Source organism: Rhizobium sp. ARZ01, assembly GCF_014851675.1.
Taxonomy (GTDB): domain Bacteria; phylum Pseudomonadota; class Alphaproteobacteria; order Rhizobiales; family Rhizobiaceae; genus Mycoplana.
Genome location: NZ_JACVAE010000001.1, coordinates 2,294,733 through 2,316,844 on the forward strand (window position 1 = coordinate 2,294,733; position 22,112 = coordinate 2,316,844).

Annotated in this window: 21 protein-coding genes; 9 read left to right on the forward strand and 12 right to left on the reverse strand. The window is 62.6% G+C overall.

All coding sequences use genetic code 11. The features are described from left to right. Positions 1 to 109: 109 nt before the first annotated feature. The 3 genes from IB238_RS10960 to IB238_RS10970 are packed head-to-tail and all read left to right on the forward strand — an operon-like array spanning position 110 to position 1,729. The gene (locus tag IB238_RS10960; RefSeq protein WP_192246133.1) at positions 110 to 1,030 is read left to right on the forward strand and encodes a sugar kinase; all 921 of its coding nucleotides are present in this window, start codon (positions 110 to 112) and stop codon (positions 1,028 to 1,030) included. A 58-nt stretch (positions 1,031 to 1,088) separates the two neighbouring features. Then, positions 1,089 to 1,343 carry a type II toxin-antitoxin system prevent-host-death family antitoxin gene (locus tag IB238_RS10965; protein WP_192246135.1) on the forward strand — a complete coding sequence of 85 codons (255 nt, stop codon included), beginning with the start codon at positions 1,089 to 1,091 and terminating at the stop codon, positions 1,341 to 1,343. Next, the gene (locus IB238_RS10970) at positions 1,340 to 1,729 is read left to right on the forward strand and encodes a type II toxin-antitoxin system VapC family toxin (RefSeq protein ID WP_192246137.1); all 390 of its coding nucleotides are present in this window, start codon (positions 1,340 to 1,342) and stop codon (positions 1,727 to 1,729) included. The genes IB238_RS10965 and IB238_RS10970 overlap by 4 nt, the downstream gene beginning before the upstream one ends. Before the next feature lie 3 nt (positions 1,730 to 1,732). Here the strand turns inward: IB238_RS10970 and der are convergent, their stop codons facing one another. The 3 genes from der to IB238_RS10985 form a co-directional block, all read right to left on the reverse strand. Then, positions 1,733 to 3,163: a ribosome biogenesis GTPase Der gene (gene der, locus IB238_RS10975; protein ID WP_192246138.1), complete on the reverse strand. Its 1,431-nt coding sequence runs from the start codon at positions 3,161 to 3,163 to the stop codon at positions 1,733 to 1,735. A 39-nt stretch (positions 3,164 to 3,202) separates the two neighbouring features. Further along, entirely contained in the window at positions 3,203 to 3,874 is a 672-nt protein-coding gene (locus IB238_RS10980) for a tetratricopeptide repeat protein (protein ID WP_192246140.1), read from the reverse strand. Between the two features lie 102 nt (positions 3,875 to 3,976). Further along, positions 3,977 to 4,564: an NnrU family protein gene (locus IB238_RS10985; RefSeq protein WP_192246142.1), complete on the reverse strand. Its 588-nt coding sequence runs from the start codon at positions 4,562 to 4,564 to the stop codon at positions 3,977 to 3,979. A 142-nt stretch (positions 4,565 to 4,706) separates the two neighbouring features. Between IB238_RS10985 and IB238_RS10990 the strand changes: the two genes are divergently transcribed. After that, positions 4,707 to 5,717, forward strand: a complete 1,011-nt coding sequence (locus tag IB238_RS10990; RefSeq protein WP_192246144.1) for a polysaccharide deacetylase — start codon at positions 4,707 to 4,709, stop codon at positions 5,715 to 5,717. Positions 5,718 to 5,724: 7 nt separating this feature from the next. On the opposite strand, the gene sbmA is transcribed toward IB238_RS10990, so the two are convergent. The 4 genes from sbmA to IB238_RS11010 form a co-directional block, all read right to left on the reverse strand. Beyond that, positions 5,725 to 6,990, reverse strand: coding sequence for a peptide antibiotic transporter SbmA (sbmA, locus tag IB238_RS10995; RefSeq protein ID WP_192246146.1), 1,266 nt, complete (start codon positions 6,988 to 6,990; stop codon positions 5,725 to 5,727). Positions 6,991 to 7,085: 95 nt separating this feature from the next. Then, the gene (locus tag IB238_RS11000) at positions 7,086 to 8,279 is read right to left on the reverse strand and encodes a YbfB/YjiJ family MFS transporter (RefSeq protein WP_192246148.1); all 1,194 of its coding nucleotides are present in this window, start codon (positions 8,277 to 8,279) and stop codon (positions 7,086 to 7,088) included. A 91-nt stretch (positions 8,280 to 8,370) separates the two neighbouring features. Beyond that, the gene (gene map, locus IB238_RS11005; protein WP_192246150.1) at positions 8,371 to 9,120 is read right to left on the reverse strand and encodes a type I methionyl aminopeptidase; all 750 of its coding nucleotides are present in this window, start codon (positions 9,118 to 9,120) and stop codon (positions 8,371 to 8,373) included. Between the two features lie 55 nt (positions 9,121 to 9,175). Beyond that, entirely contained in the window at positions 9,176 to 10,231 is a 1,056-nt protein-coding gene (locus IB238_RS11010; protein ID WP_192246152.1) for an LLM class flavin-dependent oxidoreductase, read from the reverse strand. A 210-nt stretch (positions 10,232 to 10,441) separates the two neighbouring features. Here IB238_RS11010 and IB238_RS11015 point away from each other — a divergent pair, with 210 nt between their 5' ends. Continuing rightward, a complete protein-coding gene (locus IB238_RS11015; RefSeq protein WP_192246154.1) occupies positions 10,442 to 11,266 on the forward strand; it encodes a glycosyltransferase family 2 protein in 825 nt (274 codons plus the stop codon). Positions 11,267 to 11,464: 198 nt separating this feature from the next. On the opposite strand, the gene IB238_RS11020 is transcribed toward IB238_RS11015, so the two are convergent. The 5 genes from IB238_RS11020 to glpK form a co-directional block, all read right to left on the reverse strand. Beyond that, positions 11,465 to 12,016, reverse strand: a complete 552-nt coding sequence (locus IB238_RS11020) for an SRPBCC family protein (protein WP_246723530.1) — start codon at positions 12,014 to 12,016, stop codon at positions 11,465 to 11,467. Positions 12,017 to 12,036: 20 nt separating this feature from the next. Continuing rightward, positions 12,037 to 13,290: an RNA polymerase sigma factor gene (locus IB238_RS11025; RefSeq protein WP_192246156.1), complete on the reverse strand. Its 1,254-nt coding sequence runs from the start codon at positions 13,288 to 13,290 to the stop codon at positions 12,037 to 12,039. Next, positions 13,287 to 13,667: a YciI family protein gene (locus IB238_RS11030; protein WP_192246158.1), complete on the reverse strand. Its 381-nt coding sequence runs from the start codon at positions 13,665 to 13,667 to the stop codon at positions 13,287 to 13,289. Before IB238_RS11030 ends, IB238_RS11025 begins: the two co-directional genes overlap by 4 nt. Positions 13,668 to 13,762: 95 nt before the next feature. Next, a complete protein-coding gene (locus IB238_RS24555; RefSeq protein ID WP_246723531.1) occupies positions 13,763 to 13,981 on the reverse strand; it encodes a hypothetical protein in 219 nt (72 codons plus the stop codon). A 363-nt stretch (positions 13,982 to 14,344) separates the two neighbouring features. After that, positions 14,345 to 15,838: a glycerol kinase GlpK gene (gene glpK / locus IB238_RS11040; protein WP_192246162.1), complete on the reverse strand. Its 1,494-nt coding sequence runs from the start codon at positions 15,836 to 15,838 to the stop codon at positions 14,345 to 14,347. Positions 15,839 to 16,062: 224 nt separating this feature from the next. On the opposite strand from glpK, the gene IB238_RS11045 reads away from it, so the two are divergent. The 4 genes from IB238_RS11045 (at position 16,063) to IB238_RS11060 (ending at position 22,050) form a co-directional block, all read left to right on the forward strand. Beyond that, the gene (locus IB238_RS11045) at positions 16,063 to 16,836 is read left to right on the forward strand and encodes a 3-hydroxybutyrate dehydrogenase (protein WP_192246164.1); all 774 of its coding nucleotides are present in this window, start codon (positions 16,063 to 16,065) and stop codon (positions 16,834 to 16,836) included. A 20-nt stretch (positions 16,837 to 16,856) separates the two neighbouring features. Continuing rightward, the gene (gene xdhA / locus IB238_RS11050; RefSeq protein WP_192246166.1) at positions 16,857 to 18,332 is read left to right on the forward strand and encodes a xanthine dehydrogenase small subunit; all 1,476 of its coding nucleotides are present in this window, start codon (positions 16,857 to 16,859) and stop codon (positions 18,330 to 18,332) included. Continuing rightward, the gene (gene xdhB, locus IB238_RS11055; RefSeq protein WP_192246168.1) at positions 18,332 to 20,668 is read left to right on the forward strand and encodes a xanthine dehydrogenase molybdopterin binding subunit; all 2,337 of its coding nucleotides are present in this window, start codon (positions 18,332 to 18,334) and stop codon (positions 20,666 to 20,668) included. The genes xdhA and xdhB overlap by 1 nt, the downstream gene beginning before the upstream one ends. Before the next feature lie 485 nt (positions 20,669 to 21,153). After that, positions 21,154 to 22,050: a LysR substrate-binding domain-containing protein gene (locus IB238_RS11060; RefSeq protein ID WP_192246170.1), complete on the forward strand. Its 897-nt coding sequence runs from the start codon at positions 21,154 to 21,156 to the stop codon at positions 22,048 to 22,050. Positions 22,051 to 22,112: the final 62 nt, after the last annotated feature.

The window sequence follows — 22,112 nt, forward strand, 5'->3', positions numbered from 1 at the left end:
AGCGATCTTTCAGATCTGCATGTCGCGCTTTAGGTCTTTGTTTTAACGCATGTCTTTATCCCGAAACCGGTTCCCACTTTCGGGAGACATGCTCTAGGGGGCGGGAAGAATGGCAGGACGGTTGCTCTCCATCGGCGAGTGCATGGTGGAACTCATGCAGGCGGACGGCGGCCTGATGCGAAAGAGTTTCGCAGGCGACACCTTCAACACCGCCTACTACGCCCGCCTGTTCCTGCCTGCCGACTGGTCCGTCGACTATTTCACGGCCGTCGGAACCGATATGATTTCCGAGGAGATGCTGGCCTTCATCAAGCAGCACGGCATCGGCACGGACAAAATCGCACGCATCGATGACCGCTCACCCGGCCTCTACATGATCCACCTGAATGATGGAGAGCGAAGCTTCTCCTACTGGCGATCGGCCTCGGCGGCGAAACTGCTCGCACGCGATCCAGATCGCCTGCGTCACGCGGTCGAGGCCTCCGACATAATCGTGTTTTCCGGCATTACGCTGGCGATCCTGCCGCCGGAAGATGTCGACACGCTACTTTCCGAACTTCGCCGCGCCAAGGCAGCCGGCAAGCTCGTTGCCTTCGACCCCAACATTCGCCCGCGGTTGTGGGACAGCGCCGAGCGCATGCGCGAAACGATCAGCGATGGCGCGCGTGCAGCCACGCTCGTGATGCCGAGCTTCGACGATGAAGCAACCCATTTCGGCGATACGTCGATCTCGGAAACCATCGCGCGTTACCGCGCGCTCGGTGTCGCGGACCTCGTCGTCAAGGATGGCGCAGACGGCGCCACGCTGGCCTTCGGCGAGACGAATACCCATGTCCCTTCTGCCAAGGTCGAGATGATCGTCGATACGACCAGTGCCGGCGACAGCTTCAACGGCGGCTTCCTCGCCGGCTACGTCGTGACCGGAGACGCCCCCTCCTCGGCCCGCTTCGCCGCAGAACTGGCCGCCGCCGTTATCCAGCATCACGGCGCGCTGGTGGCGAAGGACAAGCTGCCACCCGCGATCGGGTAACACTTGTCGTCATTTGTTGGCTCGCTTATATTAGCCAGGGTTAGCCAGGGACAAGGACATGCTTACCGTCAACATGCTCGACGCCAAGACGAACCTTTCCAAACTCGTAAGCGACGTTGAGACTGGCGTCGAAAAGGAAATCATTATAGCGCGGAACGGTCGCCCTGCCGCACGCCTGGTGCCGATTGCCACTGAGAAAAAAGGACACAAGCGCCTCGGCCTCATGGCTGGCAAGTTCCCGAAGATGGCGCTTGAGGATTTCGATGCACTCGATGACGAGGTCGCCACGCTGTTCGGCACCAGACCGGAATGAGGCTTCTTCTCGATACCCACGCGGCCATATGGGCGATCGCATCTCCGGAAGCGCTCTCCCCTGCTGCGGCAGAGGCGATTTCGGATGAGAGAAACGAGGTGTTCGTATCAGTCGCCAGCCTTTGGGAGATTGCCATCAAGTTCGCTCTCAAGCGAAAGCAAACACCTCCGTTCAACGCTGAAGATGGGATGCGTTACTTCCGGAAAGCCGGCTACAATCTGCTCGACATCAAACCGGAGCATGCGGTGGCAACGGAGCAACTCTCAATCGAGCATTACGACCCGTTCGACAGAATGCTGATCGCGCAGGCGCTGTGTGAGCCGCTGATGCTCGTCTCGCAAGACCACAGGATCGCGGCATTCGTGCCGCACTCCGTCCTCTGGTAGGGGCTAACTTCTGCGCTTCTTCTTCGACTCGAACGGGTTTTCCGACGCCTTGAAGTGGATGCGGATCGGCACGCCCGGCAAACCGAAATCGTTACGCAGGCCGTTGGTGAGGTAGCGAATATAGGATTCCGGCAGCGCATCCGGACGGGTGCAGGAAACCATGAAGCCCGGCGGGCGGGCCTTCACCTGCGTCATGTACTTTAGCTTCAGTCGACGACCGGAGACGGCCGGCGGCGGATGCTGGATCTGCTGCGCCTCGAGCCAGCGGTTCAGCTTCGCCGTCGAGATGCGACGGTTCCAGACACGGTCGGTATCGATGATCGACTGCATCAGCTTATCGAGCCCGCGGCCCGTCTGGCCCGAAATCGGCACGGCCCGGATGCCACGTGCCTGCGGCAGAAGCCGCTCTGTCTTTTCGCGCAAGTCCGCAAGCACTGCCTGCGGATCCTCGATCAGGTCCCACTTGTTGAAGGCGAGTACGGCGGCGCGTCCCTCGCGCAGCACGAGATCGACGATCTGGAGGTCCTGCTTTTCGAACGGGATCGTGGCATCGAAGACGATCACCACCGTCTCGGCAAAGCGGATCGCACGCAGGCCGTCGGCGACCGACAGCTTTTCAAGCTTTTCCTGCACCTTCGCCTTGCGGCGCATACCGGCGGTATCAAACATCTTGATCGTGCGGCCACGCCAGTCCCATTCGACGGAAATGGAATCGCGAGTAATGCCGGCCTCGGGGCCGGTCAGAAGCCGGTCCTCGCCAAGAAAGCGGTTGATCAGCGTCGACTTTCCGGCGTTCGGACGGCCGACGATCGCCACCCGCAGCGGCTTGGTCTCGTCGTAGGCAGGTTCTTCCTCCTCGGCCTCACCCTCGACGGCAGCGGTCTGCGGCAGGTCGACGTTCGTAATGGCCTCATCGTCCTTGGGCGGAAAGGCGCGTTCCTCGCCGATCGCGGCGACAATAGCGTCGCGCAGGTCGAGCATGCCCTGGCCGTGTTCGGCGGAAATCGGCGTCGGCTCGCCAAGGCCCAGCGTGAAGGCGTCATAGAAGCCGGCGTCCGAGCCGCGTGCCTCAGATTTGTTGGCGACCAGAACGACCGGTCTGCCGTGCCGGCGCAACATCTCAGCCAGCGCCTGGTCGACCGGGGTCAGCCCCGTCTTGGCGTCGACGATGAAAAGGGAAAGGTCCGCCTCGTCGATCGCCGCTTCAGTCTGGGCACGCATGCGACCTTGCAGTGTCTCGGGTGCTGCCTCCTCGAGGCCAGCGGTGTCGATCACGCGGAATCGCAGGTCGACAAGCCGCGCCTCGCCCGGACGGCGATCACGGGTCACGCCCGGCGTGTCGTCCACGAGCGCGAGCTTCTTGCCCACCAGCCGGTTGAACAGCGTGGACTTGCCGACATTGGGGCGCCCGACGATGGCGACGGTGAAGCTCATGGGACGTTCCATTCCGGTTGAGCCGCTTGGAACGCGGCGTCAGGAGGCCTTGCCGCTGGCGGTAATGAGATCGAGCATCATCTGCGCGCGATTGGCGACATTGCGCGGGCTTTCGGCATCGCCCGTGATCTGCTCGAACCATTCCTTGGCGCGCTTGAAGTCGCCGTGCTTGTAGGCCGAAAGCCCGAGCACTTCGCGTGCGGAATGGCGCATGGCGCTGGCCGGGTTCGTCATTTGTTCGGCTTCGGCCGAGACTTCCTCGTACGACGCCGTGTCGACCAGAAGGTAGGCCGCGCGCAGGCGGGCGGCATCGCGCAGCGCCTGCGGGATCGCACCGTCCTTGGCGATCGCGGTAAAGGCTGCGACCGCTCCGGCCGTATCGCCATTTTCCGCCAGAAGCGAGGCCGAGCGCATCCGCGCTAGCACCGGATAGGCACCAAAGCCGTCCTTTTCCAGCGCGGCCAGTTCCTTCTGCCCTTCTTCCTTCTTGTCCTCGCGGATCAGGGTGAGCGCCGACAGGAACCTGTCGCCGGCGGCAGAGGCCTCTGTCTCCCGCCAGTATTCGTAAGAGACCTTGCCGATGGTTCCAAGCACGAGGAGGACGGCCGCGCCGATCAGGACGCGCCCGAACTTCCGCCAGATGGCACGCATCTGGTCGGAGCGGAGTTCCTCATTGACTTCGCGGATAAAGCTGTCGTCCTGGTTTGCCATTCTCGGTCCGGCTTTCACAAATGATCAGATTTCGCGCTTCTACCCGATTTTTGGCGCGTTGTAAGGGGGCAGCGGCGAATTCGGCCTCCGCCCTGCCTGCAATCAGAGCACCAGCGGTGCGACGCCGATGATCCATTCATGCAGCTTCAGCACAATCAGACCGTAGAGCGCTAGGCCAAGGACCGCGGCAATCAGATCGTAGCGGACGGAAACGAATACCGGCAGCGTCGCCTCCCCCGTGGTCACCCGCTTCTTCAAGGAGATCTGAAGGACGATCGCCCAGGCGAGGATCGCACCGAAAAGCAGCACGGAATAGCTCTCGCCATTGGCAAGCAGATGCGCAAATGCCCAGGCCTTGATCGCAGCGACAGCCGGGAACTTCAGCTTCGTGCGGATGTAGCCAGCCGGCAGGAAGGCCGCGACGAGACAGATCGCCGAGATCACCATCAAGGTCAGCGTGATGTGCGTCATGAATGTCGGAGGCTGGTAGAGCATGGTGCCGCCGGTCTCGCGCGCCTGGACGAAGCCGTAGGCCATCATGACGAGGCTGAGCAGCGAGACGATGCCGTGGATCGCCATGAAAGCCGGCTTGCCTAGGGTGGCAATTGACCCTGCGCGCAATCCCGGCGCGAAGGGGCGAACGAGATGTGTGGCAATGAAAAGAATGATACCGGCAACCAGCAAAGCCATGGAAATCCGCCTTCCGTCTATGAATTCCGATCTGCAACCGTAACCATGGGATAGCGCTACCCCCAGGAAATTTCCAGTGGGAACATGGCTTTGCCGCATTCGCGAAGGATGAAGCCCCCCTTTGCAAATAGTCGCGGTACCCATGTTTCGTCCAGGCCTTTCCTCCCTCCTCGCCCTTTCCCTCACCAGTTTTCCAGCCCTTGCAAACGACGCCGATCAAGCGGACACGAAGCTGGAACAACTCGTGGTCGTCTCCTTCGACGGCGCGCACGACAACAAGCTGTGGGAGAAGAGCCGGGCAATGGCAAAGCGCACAGGCGCCCATTTCACCTATTTCCTCTCCTGCACCTTCCTGATGACGAAGGAGAACCGCAAGAGTTACCAGGCGCCACACGAAAAGCGTGGCAAGTCCAATGTCGGCTTTGCCCCGGACAATTCGGACGTGATCACACGGCTCGACCATATCTGGCAGGCCCGCGCCGAGGGTCACGATCTCGGGAGCCATGCCTGCGGCCATTTCGACGGCGCCAAATGGAGCGCGGATGACTGGGCGCAGGAGTTCGATTTCTTCCGCAATACACTGCGCGACGCCTGGAAGAATGCGGGCGTGGAAGAGCGCGAGCCGCTTGAATGGAGGGACTTCGTCGAGAAGGACGTCGTTGGCTTTCGCGCCCCCTATCTGTCCTCGAGCCCCGCACTAGACAAGGCGCTCCGTGACTTCGGCTTCGGTTACGACGCAAGCCCGGTGTCGAAGGGGCCTACAGTTCCGGGGAAGAGCGACGGCCTTGTCCGTTTCGCGTTGCCGCTCATTCCGGAAGGTCCGTCGGCCAGACCCGTGGTCGCGATGGACTACAACCTCTATGTCCGCCATTCACGCGGCAAGGAGGACGTCGGCAATAGCGCGACCTACGAGGAACGGACGCTCGCTGCCTATCGCGCCGCCTTCGAGAAGCAGTATTCCGGCGAGCGCATTCCACTCCAGCTCGGCTTCCATTTCGTCGAGATGAACGGCGGCGCCTATTGGCGCGCGCTCGACCGTTTCCTCACAGAAACATGCAGCAAGCCCGATGTCGCCTGCGTCAGCCATCGCGAAGCGATGGACATAATGACGAAGCGGGCGAAGGCGGTCGAAACCACCTCCGAAGGGCTCTGACCCTCTCTTACTGTGCCAGTTCTTCGACGCCGCCGGCGGCGATGAACTCTTCGTCGATGGACGGCAATGGCTTCTCGTCAATCGAAGCTTCAAATGCCTTCAGACGCTTGTAGATCGAGATCAGCTCGATCACCGTCGGCCAGGAATTGACGAGATACTGGAATGAACTCGTCACCTGCGAGAATGCTCCCTGAATCTGCTGAAACAGCCCGTAGGTGATGCTGGCAGTTACGAGCGACGGCACCAGCAGGAACAGCGGAAAGATGTTGTCCGTCTGAAGGTAGAAATAGCGCGCGACGTTGAAATACATGTAGTGGAAATAGAGCCGGAAGTAATTCTTCCGGACGTTGTCGAACAGCTCGCGAACCGTCGGCGGCTGCGCGCGGTCGGCGTGGTCCTCGCCATAGACCAGTTCCTTGCGGTAAGCCGCCTCGACACGCTGGTTGCGGAACTCCAGCCCCGGCAGCTTCACGCCGACAAAAGCAAGCATCACCGTGCCAAAGATCGACCAGAAGATTGCCGCCGTGACCAGCGGATAGGGAATGGAGCCGACAATCGGCAGGTCCTTGATGCTTGCTGAGAGCGCATGCAACACGGGTAGGAAGGCAATCAGCGTCATGAAGGAATCGACGAGCCGGATGCCGAGCCCCTCGACCGTGCTGGCAAAGCGCATCGTGTCTTCCTGGATACGCTGCGAGGCACCCTCGATATGGCGCACTTTCGGCCAGACCGAGACATAGAAGTTGTTCATCGCATTGCGCCAGCGGAAAACATAGTGGCTGGTGAAAAAGGCGATGAGCACGGCAGCGACAATGTAAACAGTCGCAAGCTGGAAGAAGATGGAGACGTAGCCGTAAATCTCCTCGGCACTCACGGTGTTCGGCGCCTTCAGCGCCTCAACGATCCGGTCGTAGGTCGGACGGCGCCAGTTGTTTAGCGCCACGCTGATGTCAACGGAGAAGTAGACGCTGAAGATGAGAAAGGCCGACCCCCAGACGGACCACAAGCGCCACGGTTGGTTGGTCGCCCGGATCTGCCAATACAGGCAGAACACCGCCATCGACGCGATGAAGTAGATGTAGAACCAGATCGAGGCCGTTGTGAAGAAATGACCGAGACCGATCGGCGGCTCCTGACCCTCCGCCAGTGGCGGCAGGCCTAGCGCGGTGCCGACACTTTCGCCGAACAGATACCAGAAGGCGACAACCACGGCCGTCCAAAGAAGGGCGGAAAGGAAGAATTTCTTCGGGTCGGGAAAGAAGGAGTGAAGCAAGGCCGTGGTCTCTCATTGCGGGAACGGGTTGTCCGTTCCGGTTCGGCCGGAAACTAGTGCAGTTTCCCCACCGCAACAATCGCTGGCGCTTTCCATTACGGAGATTTAATAGAACCTTCACCACCTGCGGGCAACGTGACCACCGCTGCGATCGCCAGGATTGTAGCCGCCAGCAGGCTCGGAAGAACGTAGCTGCCGCTGCCTGCGGCGAGCCAACCAGCCGCCAGCGGCCCGATGATCTGCCCCACACCGAAGGCGGCCGTCATTGTCGCCAGGGAGCGACGCGGACTTTCCGGCGCCAGGGCGCGGCCGAGTTGCAGCCCGTAGGCCGTGATCACCATGAAGGTCGCACCGAGCAGCACGCCGCCGGCCAGAACCGAATATGGCATCGGCAGGATCACGGTGGCGGCCACCCCGAGCGCCTCCAGTACAAGCGCGGCCCGATATCCCCCTAGTAAGCCAAGCCTGCGCTGCGGCCATTTCCAGAAGGCAAGCGAGAGCGCCGCCGTCAGACCGGTGATGAACCAGGTCAGCGCTTCGAGAACCGGATCTGCGCCGCCTTCGCGAACGATCGCGACGATGAAGGTTGCGGTGACAACGTAGCCAATGCCGAACAGGCCGTAGCTCAACGCCAGGGCGACAAGCGGACGCGTCCAGCGAAGCGGCGGCTCCGGCAGGGAAGACACCTCGGCAGCCGTGCGCGGCAGGAGCAAGCCAACTGCAAGGAGTGCAAAGCCCGTGCACACTGCCGCGAAGAGCCACTCCAGCCGCCATAGCGGAAATCCGCCCGGATCGAATGAGGAAAGCCCCAGAACCAGCAACGATGAGAGCGCGATTCCGGCGCCGACACCGGAAAAGTGGATAACTGGGACGCGCGCATCGCCCACAGCAAGTCCATGGGAAAGGACGATCCCGGACGTAAACACCAGCCCGAAGGCACTCGCCAACCCCGCGAGGAAGCGGATGGCGATGAAGAGCGGAATGCTGCTGACAAGTCCCATGGCAGCAAGCAGGGCGGTATTCGCGGCAAGCGCTACAAGCGCAAGCCGCCGCTCGTGCCCTGCCGCCCAGCCATAGGCGGCCAGAATGGCGCCGACGAGGTACCCAGCAAAGTTGGCAGCGGCGATGAGCCCGCTCTCGGCTGGGTCGAGATGAAGATCCGCCATCATCGCCGGCAACACCGGCGTGTAGAAGAACCGCCCGAATCCCATCACGGAAGCCAGGGTAACCGCTCCGGCAATCGCGACGAGCAGCGGATGGGAGACGGACGGCTTGGAAACGTGCAGCATGGGAGCAGGCTATTGCAGCGCAGCACGAACCGACAAACGACAATTTCTGATGAGTCGCCGATTTTTTCTTGAAGGATACCGGCGTGCGGCCCTACCCCGGCAGCGTCAGGATCAACGGGCCGTTTTTCGTCGCCACAACCGTGTGCTCGAACTGGACCGTCGGAGCACGGGGATCGCTGTACAGCGTCCAGTCGTCGTCGCCGTTCTCCGCCCATTGAGCCCCGAGCGACAGGAACGGTTCGACGGTGAAGACGAGGCCGTCCGTCATCATCCGCTTCTCGCGCGGATCGGGCCAGGTGGCGATTTCAGACGGTTCCTCGTGCAGGGAGCGGCCGACGCCATGGCTCGCAAGGTTGCTGACCAACGTGTAGCGGTTCTTTCGGGCAAAGTCGCCGATCGCGTTGCCGATCGCCGAAAGCGGCTTGCCCGCCTTCACTTCCTTCAGGCCAACCCACATGGCCCGCTTGCCGTCGCGGCAGAGGCGATCGAGGTTCGGCGCCACGCGGCCGACGGTGAACGAGGCGCCGGTGTCGGCAAAGTAGCCGTCGAGTTCGGCGGAAACGTCGATGTTGACGAGGTCGCCTTCGGCGATCACCCGGTCGCCGGGAATGCCGTGGGCGACTTCCTCGTTCACGCTGATGCAGGTCGCACCGGGGAACTCGTAGCAGGCTTCCGGAGCCGAGCGGGCGCCGGCCTCTTCCAGCATGCGCCGGCCGATCAAGTCGAGTTCGGCCGTCGTCATCCCGGGACGGATAGAGGCGCCCATGTGCTGGAGCACATTGCCACAAAGGCGGCCGATCGCCTGCATGCCGCGCAGGTCTTCATCGTTGTTCAGTGTCATCTGATCTCGCTTTCGGCGGCTTCCTTATCATGGCGCGCTACACAACGCCATTCGCTCAGACAGCGCCCCTTTCATCGTCCTGTTCGGAAAGCGCCTTGCGCACCAGTGGCGCTACCTTGGTGCCGTAGAGCTCGATCCCGCGCATGATCTGGTCATGCGGCATCAGTCCGATCGCCATCTGCAGCACGAACCGGTCGTTGCGGAAGATCTTGTGATGGGCAACGATTTTCTGCGCTACTGTTTCCGGGTCGCCGAGGAAGAGATGCCCCTCCGGTCCGGTCGCCAGATCGAACTGCGCCCGGCTCGTCGGCCCCCAGCCGCGCTCGGCGCCAATCCGGTTCATGACGGCCGATTGCGGGCCATAGAACTGGTCGGCGGCGACGTCGAACTTATCGGCGATAAAACCGTGCACGTTGATGCTGGTCTTCAGCTTTGACGCATCCTGCCCAGCCCTGCGGGCGGCCTCGCGATAGAGGTCGAAGAGCGGCGCATAGCGCGCGGGCGTGCCGCCGATGATCGCAAGCGCCAACGGCAGGCCGTAAGCACCGGCACGCGCAACCGACTGCGGCGTTCCGCCGACGGCGATCCAGATCGGCAGCTTTCCATGCAACGGCCGCGGATAGACACCAAGGCCGGGGATGGGCGGGCGCAATTCGCCGCGCCAGGAGACTTTCTCGCCCTCGTTGATCGCCAGCAGCAGATCGAGCTTCTCCTCGAACAGTTGGTCATAATCGTCGAGATTGTAGCCGAATAGCGGAAAAGACTCGATGAACGAGCCACGGCCCGCCATGATCTCCGCTCGGCCATGCGACAGGAGATCCAGCGTCGCGAATTGCTGGAAGACACGAACCGGATCGTCGGAGGAAAGCACGGTGACGGCGCTGGAAAGGCGGATGGTCTTCGTCCGGGCCGCGGCAGCCGCGAGAATGACAGGAGGCGCCGAGGCAGCGTAGTCCGGCCGGTGATGTTCGCCGATACCGAAGACATCGAGCCCCACCTGGTCGGCAAGCTCGATCTCTTCGAGAAGCTGCTTCAACCGGCGTTCTCCTTCCCTCCCCCTGTCGGCGGCTGCGGGATCGACGTCGGCAAAGGTATGAAGGCCAAGTTCCATGGGTGCGCTCCGGATTGTCAGTTCGCGTAGAGATATGAACGCGCGGCGAGCCGGGAAAGGGGCGGATATTGAAACAAAGCGTTTTCAATCGGATAACTTAGGTCTGCTCTATGCGAGCGGAGTTGCGCAGACACGCGGACTGGACCAGCGCCTTTACAAGCTGCCAAATGGTTGCTTCTATCGGCCTGCTCCTCAATACAGGAACTGCCGTTGCGCATCATCTCGCTCTCCACCATCCCGCCCCGTTTTGGTCTGCTCGCGCCGACACTGAATAGTCTCGTGAGGCAACGCGAACCGGTCGACGAAATCCGGCTCTTTATCCCGCATTGCTACCGCCGTTTCCCGGAACATGACGGCACTGTGCCCCCGGTGCCGGAGGGCATCACCATCGTACGGACGGACCAGGACCTCGGACCAGCCTCAAAGGTACTCTTTGCGGCGCGAGAGCTGCGCGGTCAGCCGGCGCAGATCCTGTTCTGCGACGACGACAAGATCTTTTCGCCTACCTGGGCTGGTGATCTTTTTGCGGCGCAGGCAGCACGCCCCGGTGAATGCGTGGCGCTCAACGGAAAACACATACCTGCCGGTCGGGGAAAGTCGGGGCCATTCCAGCCCAAGGCCGAGCGTGCCTCCAAGCTCGATCCCGGGCTTCGCACGCGCCGGCTGTTGCACAAGGTTGCCTCCGCTATCCTTCGCCTTGAACGGCCGCGTCCAATGCGCCGCCCGATCGCCAAGGCCGGCTACGTCGATATCCTGCAAGGGCTGGGGGGCGTAGTAGTGCGGCCCGAATTCTTCGACGACACAGCCTACAGGATTCCCGACGAAGTCTGGACAGTGGACGACGTATGGCTGTCAGGTCTGCTCGCCTGGAAAGGGATCCCGATCTGGTTGCCGGCCGGCATCGAGGAGCCGGCGACGACGGCCGCGCACGACATCGACTCGCTCTATCACTCGACGATAGAAGGCGCCAACCGCAAGGAAGCCAACCGGCGAAGCGTCGCCTACATGCAGGAGCGTTTCAACATCTGGAAGTAGCCATCCTTCCGCCCGCGGGCCGACGGCTTAGACTTCTAATAAAAACTGCACCCATCATGACCTGATCTGGTAGCCAGCCCCGCATAAGTCCTTGCGTGCAAAGATTTTCCGCGCCGCAGACGCGGCACGGCTGGATCCCGGCTCAAGGCCGGGATTACGGCCGGATAGGCAGACCGCGACGGCTATGCCCTTCTATCGTCAGAGTTTCGAAGCCACCTCTTCCAATTGCGTGGCGACCTGGCCCCATCCCTCGTGGAAGCCCATCTTTTCGTGCTGCTGACAGTCTTCCACGCTCCAATGGCGGGCGATCGCGGTGTAGCGGGTCTTGCAGCCACCCAGGTCGTCGAAGAGGATCTCGGCGGTGAAGAAGGCCTTTTCCGTTGGCTTCCAGTCGGGGCCGAACGCATCGGTGAAGATGAGGCGCTTGTCTTTCTCCACCTTGAGCAGCACACCAGTCGAGTCCATCTGGAAGTCGTTCGGTCCGCGCATGACCGTACGGAATTTGCCGCCGTCGCGCGGCTCGATCTCAACGACGGGCGTCTCGTAGGGCTTCGGCGCGAACCACTGCGTCATCAGTTCAGGCGTCGTCCAGGCCTTGAAGAGTTGGGCGGGCGTGGCGTTCAGGACGCGGGTGAGCACCAGTTCGCGTTCATTTGCGGGCTTGATCTCGGCAATCTGGTCCATGTTCTGGCTCCTCGGCTGGATTTCGTTGGGTTGGTTCGTATCGAGGACGAGCGAAGCATCGGCCATCCGACACGTCGCCGCAAAATCTATGCGCCCGTCGCCATGTCGCGCGTCAGGCAATCGAGATGTTGGCGGATATGCGCAGCCTCCGCCGGCGTCGTGGCCAGCGCGATCGCCCGTTCGAACGCCTCATGCGCCTCGCGGACCCTGCCGAGTTGCTTGAGAAGCCCGCCTTTCAGCCCATAGAAATAGAAATAGCCGGAAAGCTGCTCCTCCAGCGGATCTATAAGTGTCAGCGCGGCCTCCGGACCCTGCAGCTTGGACAACGCCACGGCGCGGTTCAGCGTCACCACCGGCGAGGGCTGGAGGCGTTCGAGCGACTGATAGAGCAGATCGATCTCGGCCCAGTCGGTATCCTCCGCCCGCTTCGCACGGGCATGAAGTGCAGCAATCGCCGCCTGGATCTGGAACGGACCGGGCGCACGGTGGCGGATGGCCTTATCGAGCAGCGCCAGCGCTTCGCGGATCATGCGTACGTCCCACAGGCTGCGATCCTGATTCTCCAGAAGCACGATCTGGCCGTTCGCGTCGAACCGCGCCTTCATGCGGGAATGCTGCAGGAGAAGCAGGACGGTCAGACCCATGATCTCCGGTTCTGAAGGAAAGAGCCGCAAGAGCAACCTTGCAAGCCGGATCGCCTCTTCGCAAAAGGGCGTTTCCGCCTTCCGGCTTTCGCCCGCCGAATAACCCTCGTTGAAGACGAGGTAAATCATCGCGGCAACAAGACCCAGCCTTTCGTTCCGCGCGACAGCGTCCGGTGTCTCGAACGGCAGGCCGGCTGCGGCAATCTTCGCCTTCGCCCGCGTGATCCGCTGTTCCATCGCCGCCTCCGAGACGAGGAAGGCGCGGGCGATCTGGCGGACCGACAGGCCGGAGACAATGCGCAACGCCAGCGCGATCTGCTGCGTCGCCGGCAGGTCGGGATGACAACAGACGAACAGGAGCCGCAGGATGTCATCGCGATAATGCGAGCCGTCCAGCCGCTCGGCAAGGTCACTCTCTGTATCCTCCAGATCGGATAGCAACTCTTCAGGCGGCAGCGGCTGCTGCTTCGCCCGCTTGCGCAAATGGTCGATCCCGCTATTGCGGCCGACGAAGATCAACCAGGCGACAGGATCGCGCGGCGGCCCCTTGTCGGGCCATGTCTTCAACGCCCGGAGGCAGGCTTCCTGATACGCTTCCTCCGCGAGGTCCAGGTTGCGAAAGTAGCGCAACAGCGCGCCCATCGCCTGCGGGCGGGCGGAGGTCAGGGCAAGGTCTATCCAGCCAAGTTCGCTCACAGCGGCTCCAGCGCTCCAAAGGGTTTGAAGACCCGCAGCGGCCGGATTTCATAGGCTCCGGCGCCGGGATTTGCGACAGCAAGTTCCTTGGCGAACGCGATCGCCTCCTCGAGCGTCTCCACATCGACGAGGAAGAAGCCGAGGAACTGTTCTTTTGTCTCCGCAAAGGGACCGTCGATGACGAAGCTCTCGCTGGGTGCCTTGCGCAGCGTCGTCGCTGCCGTGGTCGGCATCAGCCGCGCCACCGGTCCCAGCTTGCCGGCGGCGGCGTATTTCTTCTCCACCGCGGCGAGGTCAGACATCACCTTGTCTTCCTCTTCCTTGCTCCAGGCAGAGACGGCTTCCTCGGAATTGTAGCAAAGCACGGCGTAAAGCATCGGTCACTCCCATCGTTGGAAAGACGTAGGAGTAACGCCGATGTCGACAGGGCGCATCGGATTATTTTTGATTTTTGATAGATGGCTCTCCCGGATCAGATCTTGAACACGTCGTCCTGCCAGAAGACGATGACATAGCCGCCGTTGGGCTCGGCCTCATTGGCCCACGTCCGCAATTGCGTATGGTATGGTTCGCTCCGCCAGATGTCGGGATGATCAGGGTCGACAAGCACCGTAACCTGAGGCCCCTGCCGGTAGATCATCATGTGCGAGCGGGATGGCTCCCACGCTTCCCCGAGCCCTTCGTCGGTCATCCAGAGACAGAGAAAATCCCGGCATACCGAAGGCCGATCCGCATAGATCGAACAGCCCTTGCCCTCGATACAATATCGGCACCAGGCGTTCGCCGGTTTATCGAAAAGATCGATATCGGGCAGCCGGCAACAAAGCGTGCAGGTTCCGCAGGATCGGCCTGCAACAAGGGTCGGGGATGGGTGCATAGCCGACACATAGCATTTGCAAGCGAGGTCCAGAAGAGCTCGCTGGGTTGTTGCTGATACGGGTTGGAGCGCCTTGTCGGTCCAGTTCCTCGGGCTGTTCGGTTTTGCTTCGCACAATTGCAGCTACTATCTGCACCTTGCTGGCCGATTTTTGAGGAAGGGGCTTGGCTTCGTCCCCTACCCTGCGCTCAGCGTCCGCCGCACCGCGTCCCGCCAGCCGGCAATCTTTGCGGCGCGGGTCTTATCATCCATCTGCGGCTCGAAGCGCCTGTCGCGCGCCCAGGATTTTGCAATTCCGGCCTTATCCGGCCATACCCCGGCGCGATGCCCTGCAAGCCAGGCGGCCCCGAGCGCTGTCGTCTCCAGGATCGTCGGACGGTCGACCGGCGCGTCGAGGATGTCGGCGAGCCGCTGCATCGTCCAGTCGGAGGCGACCATGCCGCCATCGACGCGCAAGACGGTATCGCTATCGCCGTTCTTCCAGTCGCCGTGCATGGCGTCGAGCAGATCGCGCGTCTGGTAGCAGACGGCTTCCAGTGCCGCGCGAGCGAACTCGGCAGGACCAGTGCTGCGGGTCATGCCGTAGATCGCAGCGCGCGCCTCCGCATCCCAATGCGGCGCACCGAGACCGGTGAAGGCGGGCACCAGATAGACGTCCTGCATCGGGTCGGCTTTCGCCGCCAGATCGCTTGCCTCGGGCGCGGCGCTGATGATCTTCAGCCCGTCGCGCAGCCATTGTACGGCCGCGCCGGCGATGAAGATCGAGCCTTCGAGGGCATAGGTCGTCTCGCCGTTCAGCCGGTAGGCAATCGTCGTCAGCAGCCGGTTCTTCGAGCGCACCATGTCAGCGCCGGTATTCAAAAGCGCAAAGCAACCAGTGCCATAGGTGGATTTCATCATGCCGGGCTCGAAGCAGGCTTGACCGATCGTGGCCGCCTGCTGGTCGCCGGCAACGCCGAAGATCGGCACCGCAGCGCCGAGATGCTCCCTTAAGCTGATACCGAAATCGGCCGCACAGTCGAGCACCTCCGGCAGCATGGCCTTCGGCACATTCAGGATATCCAGGAGTTCGTCGTCCCAAGCATTGGTCGCAATGTTGTACATCAGCGTGCGGCTGGCATTGGTCGCGTCGGTCCGAAAAGCTTTACCGCCGGTCAACCGCCAGATCAGGAACGTGTCGATGGTGCCGAAGCAAAGTTCGCCGCGCGCCGCCCGTGCCCGTGCGCCCTCGACGTTGTCGAGGATCCAGGCCAGTTTCGTGCCGGAGAAATAGGGGTCGAGCAGCAGCCCGGTCTTTGCCGTAAAGGTCTCTTCGAGGCCCCGCTTCTTGAGCTCTTCGCAACGGCTTGCGGTGCGCCGGTCCTGCCAGACGATCGCATTGTGGATCGATCGTCCGCTTTCGCGCTCCCAGACCACAGTGGTCTCGCGCTGATTGGTGATGCCGATGCCGGCAAGATCGGAGGCGCCGATCCCCGCATGTTCGAGTGCCACGCGCGCCGACCAGACCACGCTCTCCCAGATATCCTCAAGATTGTGCTCGACCCACCCGGACTTGGGGAAGAGCTGCGCAAACTCGCGTTGGCCGGAGCCGACGACCTTCTGGTTGCCGTCGAACACGATCGCGCGGCTCGAGGTCGTGCCCTGATCAATCGCGAGAATGTAGCCGCCCATGTAGTCCTCCCAACTGCGACAGGCCGCTCCCGACGACCCTTCGGAATTTTCAATACGACATCAAAACGAATGCGAAAGGAAAGTAAAGCGCAATTCCACGTCAGGATACCATCGCTCTCAAGGCATTGACATGGCGATTGCAACCGCCTGTTCTTTGCGCGTAGGCTGCCGGTGGCAAAACGAGCCGATCGCTCGAATCGCCGGAGTGAATTGGGAGAGCAGACATGAAAACAGCCGTCGTCACCGGCTCCACCAGCGGCATCGGCCTTGCGATCGCCACCGCCTTTGCGAAAAGCGGCGCCAATGTCGTCGCCAACGGCCTTGGCAACCTCACGGAAGTGGAAGCCATTCGCGAGCGCCTCGAAGGCCTCGGCGGCGGCAAGGTGATCTTCCACCCGGCTGACATGACCAAGCCCGCCGAGATTGCCGACATGATGGCGGTTGCCGCGTCCGAGTTCGGGGGCGTGGATATCCTGGTCAACAATGCCGGCATCCAGCACGTCGAGAAGATCGAAGACTTCCCGGTCGAGAAATGGGACCAGATCATCGCGATCAACCTGTCGAGCTCGTTCCACACGATCCGGGCAGCGATCCCCGGCATGAAGGAAAAAGGCTGGGGCCGCGTCATCAACATCGCCTCGGCCCACGGCCTCATCGCCTCGCCGTTCAAGGCGGCCTATGTGGCGGCGAAACATGGTATCATGGGTCTGACCAAGAGCGTGGCGCTGGAAGTCGCCGAAAACGGCATCACCGTCAACGCCATCTGCCCCGGCTACGTGCTCACGCCGCTCGTCGAAAAGCAGATCCCCGACACGGCGCGCGCGCGCGGCATCAGCGAGGCGCAGGTCAAGTCGGACGTCATGCTGAAATTCCAGCCGACCAAGGAGTTTGTGTCCGTGGAAGAGGTGGCGTCCACCACACTGTTCCTGGCAAGCGACGAGGCCCGCTCGATCACCGGCACGCACATCTCCATCGACGGCGGCTGGACGGCACAGTAGGACGGGGAAGAAGATTGGACATGAACAATGCGACCGGCAGCATCCGCTTCATCCTGAACGACGAGGACGTGACCCTTGATGACGTCCCCGCGACGCGGACGCTTCTCGACTGGCTTCGGCTCCATCGCCGGCTGACCGGCACGAAGGAGGGCTGCGCGGAAGGCGATTGCGGCGCCTGCACGGTGCTGGTGGGCAGGCTCCTTGACGGAAGCCTCGTCTATGAAAGCGTCAACACCTGTATCCGGCTCCTGGGCTCGATGAACGCGACCCACATTGTAACCGTCGAGCATCTTGCCTCCGACGACGGCGCGCTGCATCCCGTGCAGCAGGCACTGGTGGATCACCACGGCTCGCAATGCGGCTTCTGCACGCCGGGCTTCGTCATGTCGCTCTATGGGCTCTGGCTGTCGAACGACCGGCCGCGCCGGCCGGAGATCGAACGGGTGCTGCAGGGCAATCTCTGTCGCTGCACCGGCTACGAGCCGATCGTGAAGGCGGCCGAAGCGATCGCCGAAGCGCGGCCGAGTGCGGTCTTCGACCCGATCGAGCGCACCCGCGCGCAGGTGAAGGAAAAGCTTGCGGCAATGGCGCCGAAGGAGACGATCCGGCTCGGCACGCCGGGGGACCGGGTCATCGTACCCGCCTCCAACACGGACTTGGCAGAGGTGCTGGCGCAGGAACCGAAGGCGACCGTCGTCGCCGGCTGCACCGATGTCGGCCTGTGGGTGACCAAGCAAATGCGCGAGCTCGACCCGGTCGTCTTCATCAATCACCTGCCCGAACTGCAGGCGATTTCGCAATCGCCCCAAGGCCTCACGATCGGCGCCGGCGTGACCTACACGCAGGCCTTCGAAGCGCTGGCCGACCTCGTCCCGGCGCTAGGCCCGTTGATCGCCCGCATCGGTGGCGAGCAGGTCCGCAACATGGGCACGATCGGCGGCAACATCGCCAACGGATCGCCGATCGGCGACACGCCGCCACCGCTGATCACACTCGGCGCGCGGGTAACCTTGCGTTCCGCCTCCGGCGGGCGCGAGTTGCCGCTCGAAGAGTTCTTCATCGCCTACGGCAAGCAGGACCGCCGCCCCGGCGAGTTCGTCGAAAGCCTGTTCGTTCCGAACCTGCCCGCAGGCGAGCACTTCGCCGTCTACAAGGTCTCGAAGCGCCGCGACGAGGATATTTCAGCGCTCTGCGGCGCCTTCCGGATTGCGCTGGATGCAAACGGGCGCGTCGGCGAAGCGCGCATCTGTTTCGGCGGGATGGCCGGAACGCCGAAGCGCGCCAGCCATGTCGAGGCGTTCCTCAAGGGCAAACCGTGGACGGAAGAGACGATCTCGGACGCCCGCGCCGCCTTCGAGCAGGATTACACCCCGCTCACCGATTGGCGCGCGTCGGCGGACTACCGCACGCTTACGGCGAAGAACCTCTTGACCCGGTTTTTCCTGGAAACGTCCGGTGAACCGGCGCAGTTGGCGCGCTTCGAGGAGGTTGCCTGATGGACCGCTCGACCTTTGAAGACCGCAAGACGATCTCAGCGCCGATGCATGCGCCGCTCAGACATGATTCCGCCCATAAGCACGTGGCAGGAACCGCCGACTATATCGACGACATGCCGGAGCCGGAGGGCACGCTGCATGCCGCGCTCGGCATGAGCGACCGGGCACATGCCGAGATCGTGTCAATGGACCTTTCCGCCGTACGCGTCGCCCGCGGCGTCGTCTGGGTGATGACCGGCGCGGATGTGCCCGGCGTCAACGACATCAGCCCCACCGGCCGGCACGACGAACCGGTGCTGGCAGAAGGCAAGGTCGAGTTTCATGGCCAGCCGGTTTTCGCGGTGATCGCCAAGACGCGCGAAGCGGCGCGCCGGGCGGCCCTGCTGGCGAAGATCGAGTACCGCGACCTGCCGCACTGGACCGATGTCACAGACACGCTCGAAAACGGCGCACAACTGGTCACCGATCCGCTGACGCTCTCGCGCGGAGACGCCGACGCGGCGCTGGCACAGGCACCTCGCCGCATCGACGGGCAGGTGCGGATCGGCGGCCAGGATCACTTCTATCTCGAAGGCCATATCGCGCTCGCCATCCCCGGTGAGGACGACGACGTCACCGTCTGGTCCTCGACCCAGCATCCGAGCGAGGTCCAGCACATGGTCGGCCACGCGCTCGGCGTGCCATCAAATGCGGTAACCGTGCAGGTGCGCCGCATGGGCGGCGGCTTCGGCGGCAAGGAAACCCAGTCCAACCAGTTCGCCGCCATTGCCGCGATCGCCGCCAAGAAGCTGAAGCGACCGGTAAAATTCCGTCCCGACCGCGACGAAGACATGGGCGCGACCGGCAAGCGGCACGATTTCCTCGTTTCCTACGAGGCCGGCTTCGACGACGGCGGGCGGATCCTCGCAGTAAAGGCGAACTACGCGGCACGCTGCGGCTTTTCCTCCGATCTCTCCGGCCCAGTGACCGATCGCGCGCTGTTCCACGCCGACAACGCCTACTTCTACCCGCATGTGAAGCTCACCTCGCAGCCGCTGAAGACCCACACCGTCTCCAACACCGCCTTCCGCGGCTTTGGCGGACCGCAGGGCATGGTCGGCGGCGAAAGGATCATCGAGGAAATCGCCTACGCGCTCGGCAAGGATCCGCTGGAGGTCCGCAAGGCCAATTTCTATGGCGAGGCGGGCTCGGAGCGCAGCCTGACGCCCTATCACCAGCCGGTCGAGGACAACATCGTCGGCCGCATCGTCGACGAGTTGGAACACTCCTCTGATTATCAGGCCCGCCGCGCAGCCATCCTCGACTTCAACCGCACGAGCCGTGTGATCCGCAAAGGGATAGCACTTACCCCGGTCAAGTTCGGCATTTCCTTCACCGCCACCTGGTTCAATCAGGCCGGCGCGCTGGTGCATGTCTACCAGGACGGCTCAATCCACCTAAACCATGGTGGCACGGAGATGGGCCAGGGCCTGTTCACCAAGGTGGCGCAGGTGCTGGCGGATTCCTTCCAGGTCGACATCGCGCAGGTGAAGATCACCGCGACGACGACGGCGAAGGTGCCGAACACCTCAGCCACCGCCGCGTCTTCCGGCTCAGACCTGAACGGCATGGCCGCCTTTGATGCGGCCCGTCAGATCAAGGAACGTCTTGTCGCCTTCGCCGCGGGAAAGTGGAACGTCCCGCCGGAAGAGGTCGCCTTCGTGCCGCATCATGTTCGCGTCGGCGATGCGCTGATCCCGTTTGCCGATTTCATCCGGCAGGCCTATCACGCCCGCGTGCAGCTTTCGGCCGCCGGCTTCTACAAGACGCCGAAGATCCATTGGGACCGTGCCAAGGGCATCGGTTCGCCCTTCTACTACTTCGCCTATGGCGCCGCCGTGTCGGAAGTGTCGATCGACACGCTGACGGGCGAATACCAGGTCGATCGCGTCGACATCCTGCACGACGTCGGCCGCTCGCTGAACCCGGCGATCGACAAGGGCCAGGTCGAAGGCGCCTTCGTGCAGGGCATGGGCTGGCTGACAACGGAAGAACTGTGGTGGGACGACAAGGGGCGCCTGCGCACGCACGCGCCCTCGACCTACAAGATCCCGCTCGCCTCCGACCGGCCGAAGATCTTCAACGTGCACCTTGCCGAGTGGTCGGAAAACGCCGAGCAGACGATCGGCCGCTCCAAGGCGGTTGGCGAGCCGCCCTTCATGCTGGCGATCTCGGTGCTGGAAGCGCTGTCCATGGCGGTGGCTAGCGTCGCGGACTATCGCCAATGCCCGCGCCTCGATGCGCCGGCGACGCCGGAACGGGTGCTGATGGCGGTCGAGAGGCTGAAGGATATTTGAGGGTTTGAGCCCGGGCGCCTGCCTCTTTCCATCAGTGAGGATAAGGTGGCGCACAAGGCCGGCTTACCGGGCATTACAGCATGGCGGTGAGCTGGATCCCATTTATCACCTCGCTATGCTGGACCCTTCTCCCCCACGGGGGAGAAGGGAGAGGTCACGGCCATGCTGCCGCCCAAGCCCTTCAGAAGTCGCGTTCGCAGGGAGGCATCCGACCATCCAGAAATCCCAGATCCCGCTTCAGGTGATCGGGCAAAGCTTCAACGTCGAGCCGCGGAGCGCGGTGGCGCAAGGGCGGCAGAAGCGCGTCGACAATGGCGCGCATCCACCGGTCGAACGGGGTCGCAAGGGTCTGGTGAGTAAATTCTGTATCCTGGCAAGACATAATGACACCTCATGGGTGAGCGTTTAACTTGCTTGCAGTTTGCGCCGTGAAGTGCTCGAATTCCAATCGAACATCCGACTGGACGCATCAAGAGAGCTTATCCATGAAAATGGCGCGACAATTCCCGCTGAATGCGATGCGCGTCTTCGACGCCGCGGCTCGCCATGGCAGCTTCACGAAGGCCGGCGAGGACCTCGGCATGACGCAGACGGCCGTCAGCTACCAGATCAAGCTGCTGGAGGATCTGCTTGGCGAACCACTTTTCCTGCGGCGTCCGCGACAGATCGTGCTGACGGAAATCGGCCAGCGCCTTGCACCGAAGGTCGCCGAGGCGTTCGGCATCCTGAGCGACGCCTTCGCCTCCCTACAGAACGATGCCGAGGGCACGCTGGTGATCAGCGCGACCTATACGATGGCCTCGAGATGGCTGGCGCCGCACCTTGGCTCCTTCCACCTGCAGCACCCGACCGTCGCCGTGCGCCTGCTCACCGATCAGCACCTGGTCGATTTTTCCCGCGAGGCGGTTGATGTGGCGATCCGCTACGGCGATGGCAACTGGCCGGGGCTCGCCCGTCATCGCATCATGGAATTGACCTTCACGCCCATGCTGAGCCCGAAGTTGGCCGCAAGTGTCGGCGGCATACACAAGCCGGAGGATCTGCTCAAGCTGCCGATCTTCGACCCGACAGACCCCTGGTGGGTGCAGTGGTTTGCCGAAGCAGGCGTGCCCGGCGTCGATCTCAGCGACCGGCCGCACACCTATCTCGGCACGCAGACGCTGGAGGCGGACACAGTGATGGGCGGCCATGGTGTCGCCATGCTGAACCCCGAATTCTTCGCCAACGACGTGGCGTTCGGCCGGCTCTACCAGCCTTTCGACATCGCCTGTGCCGACGGCAAGGCGCACTGGCTGGTCTATCCGGAAAGCCGGCGCAACATTCCCAAGATCAGGTTGTTCCGCAACTGGCTGCGCTCCGAGGCGCCAACCTTCATCGACTGACGCTCAGCAGTGGAACCCGCCACCGTTCCCCTTCCCTCCTGTGCGGTTTTCTCGCAATGTGC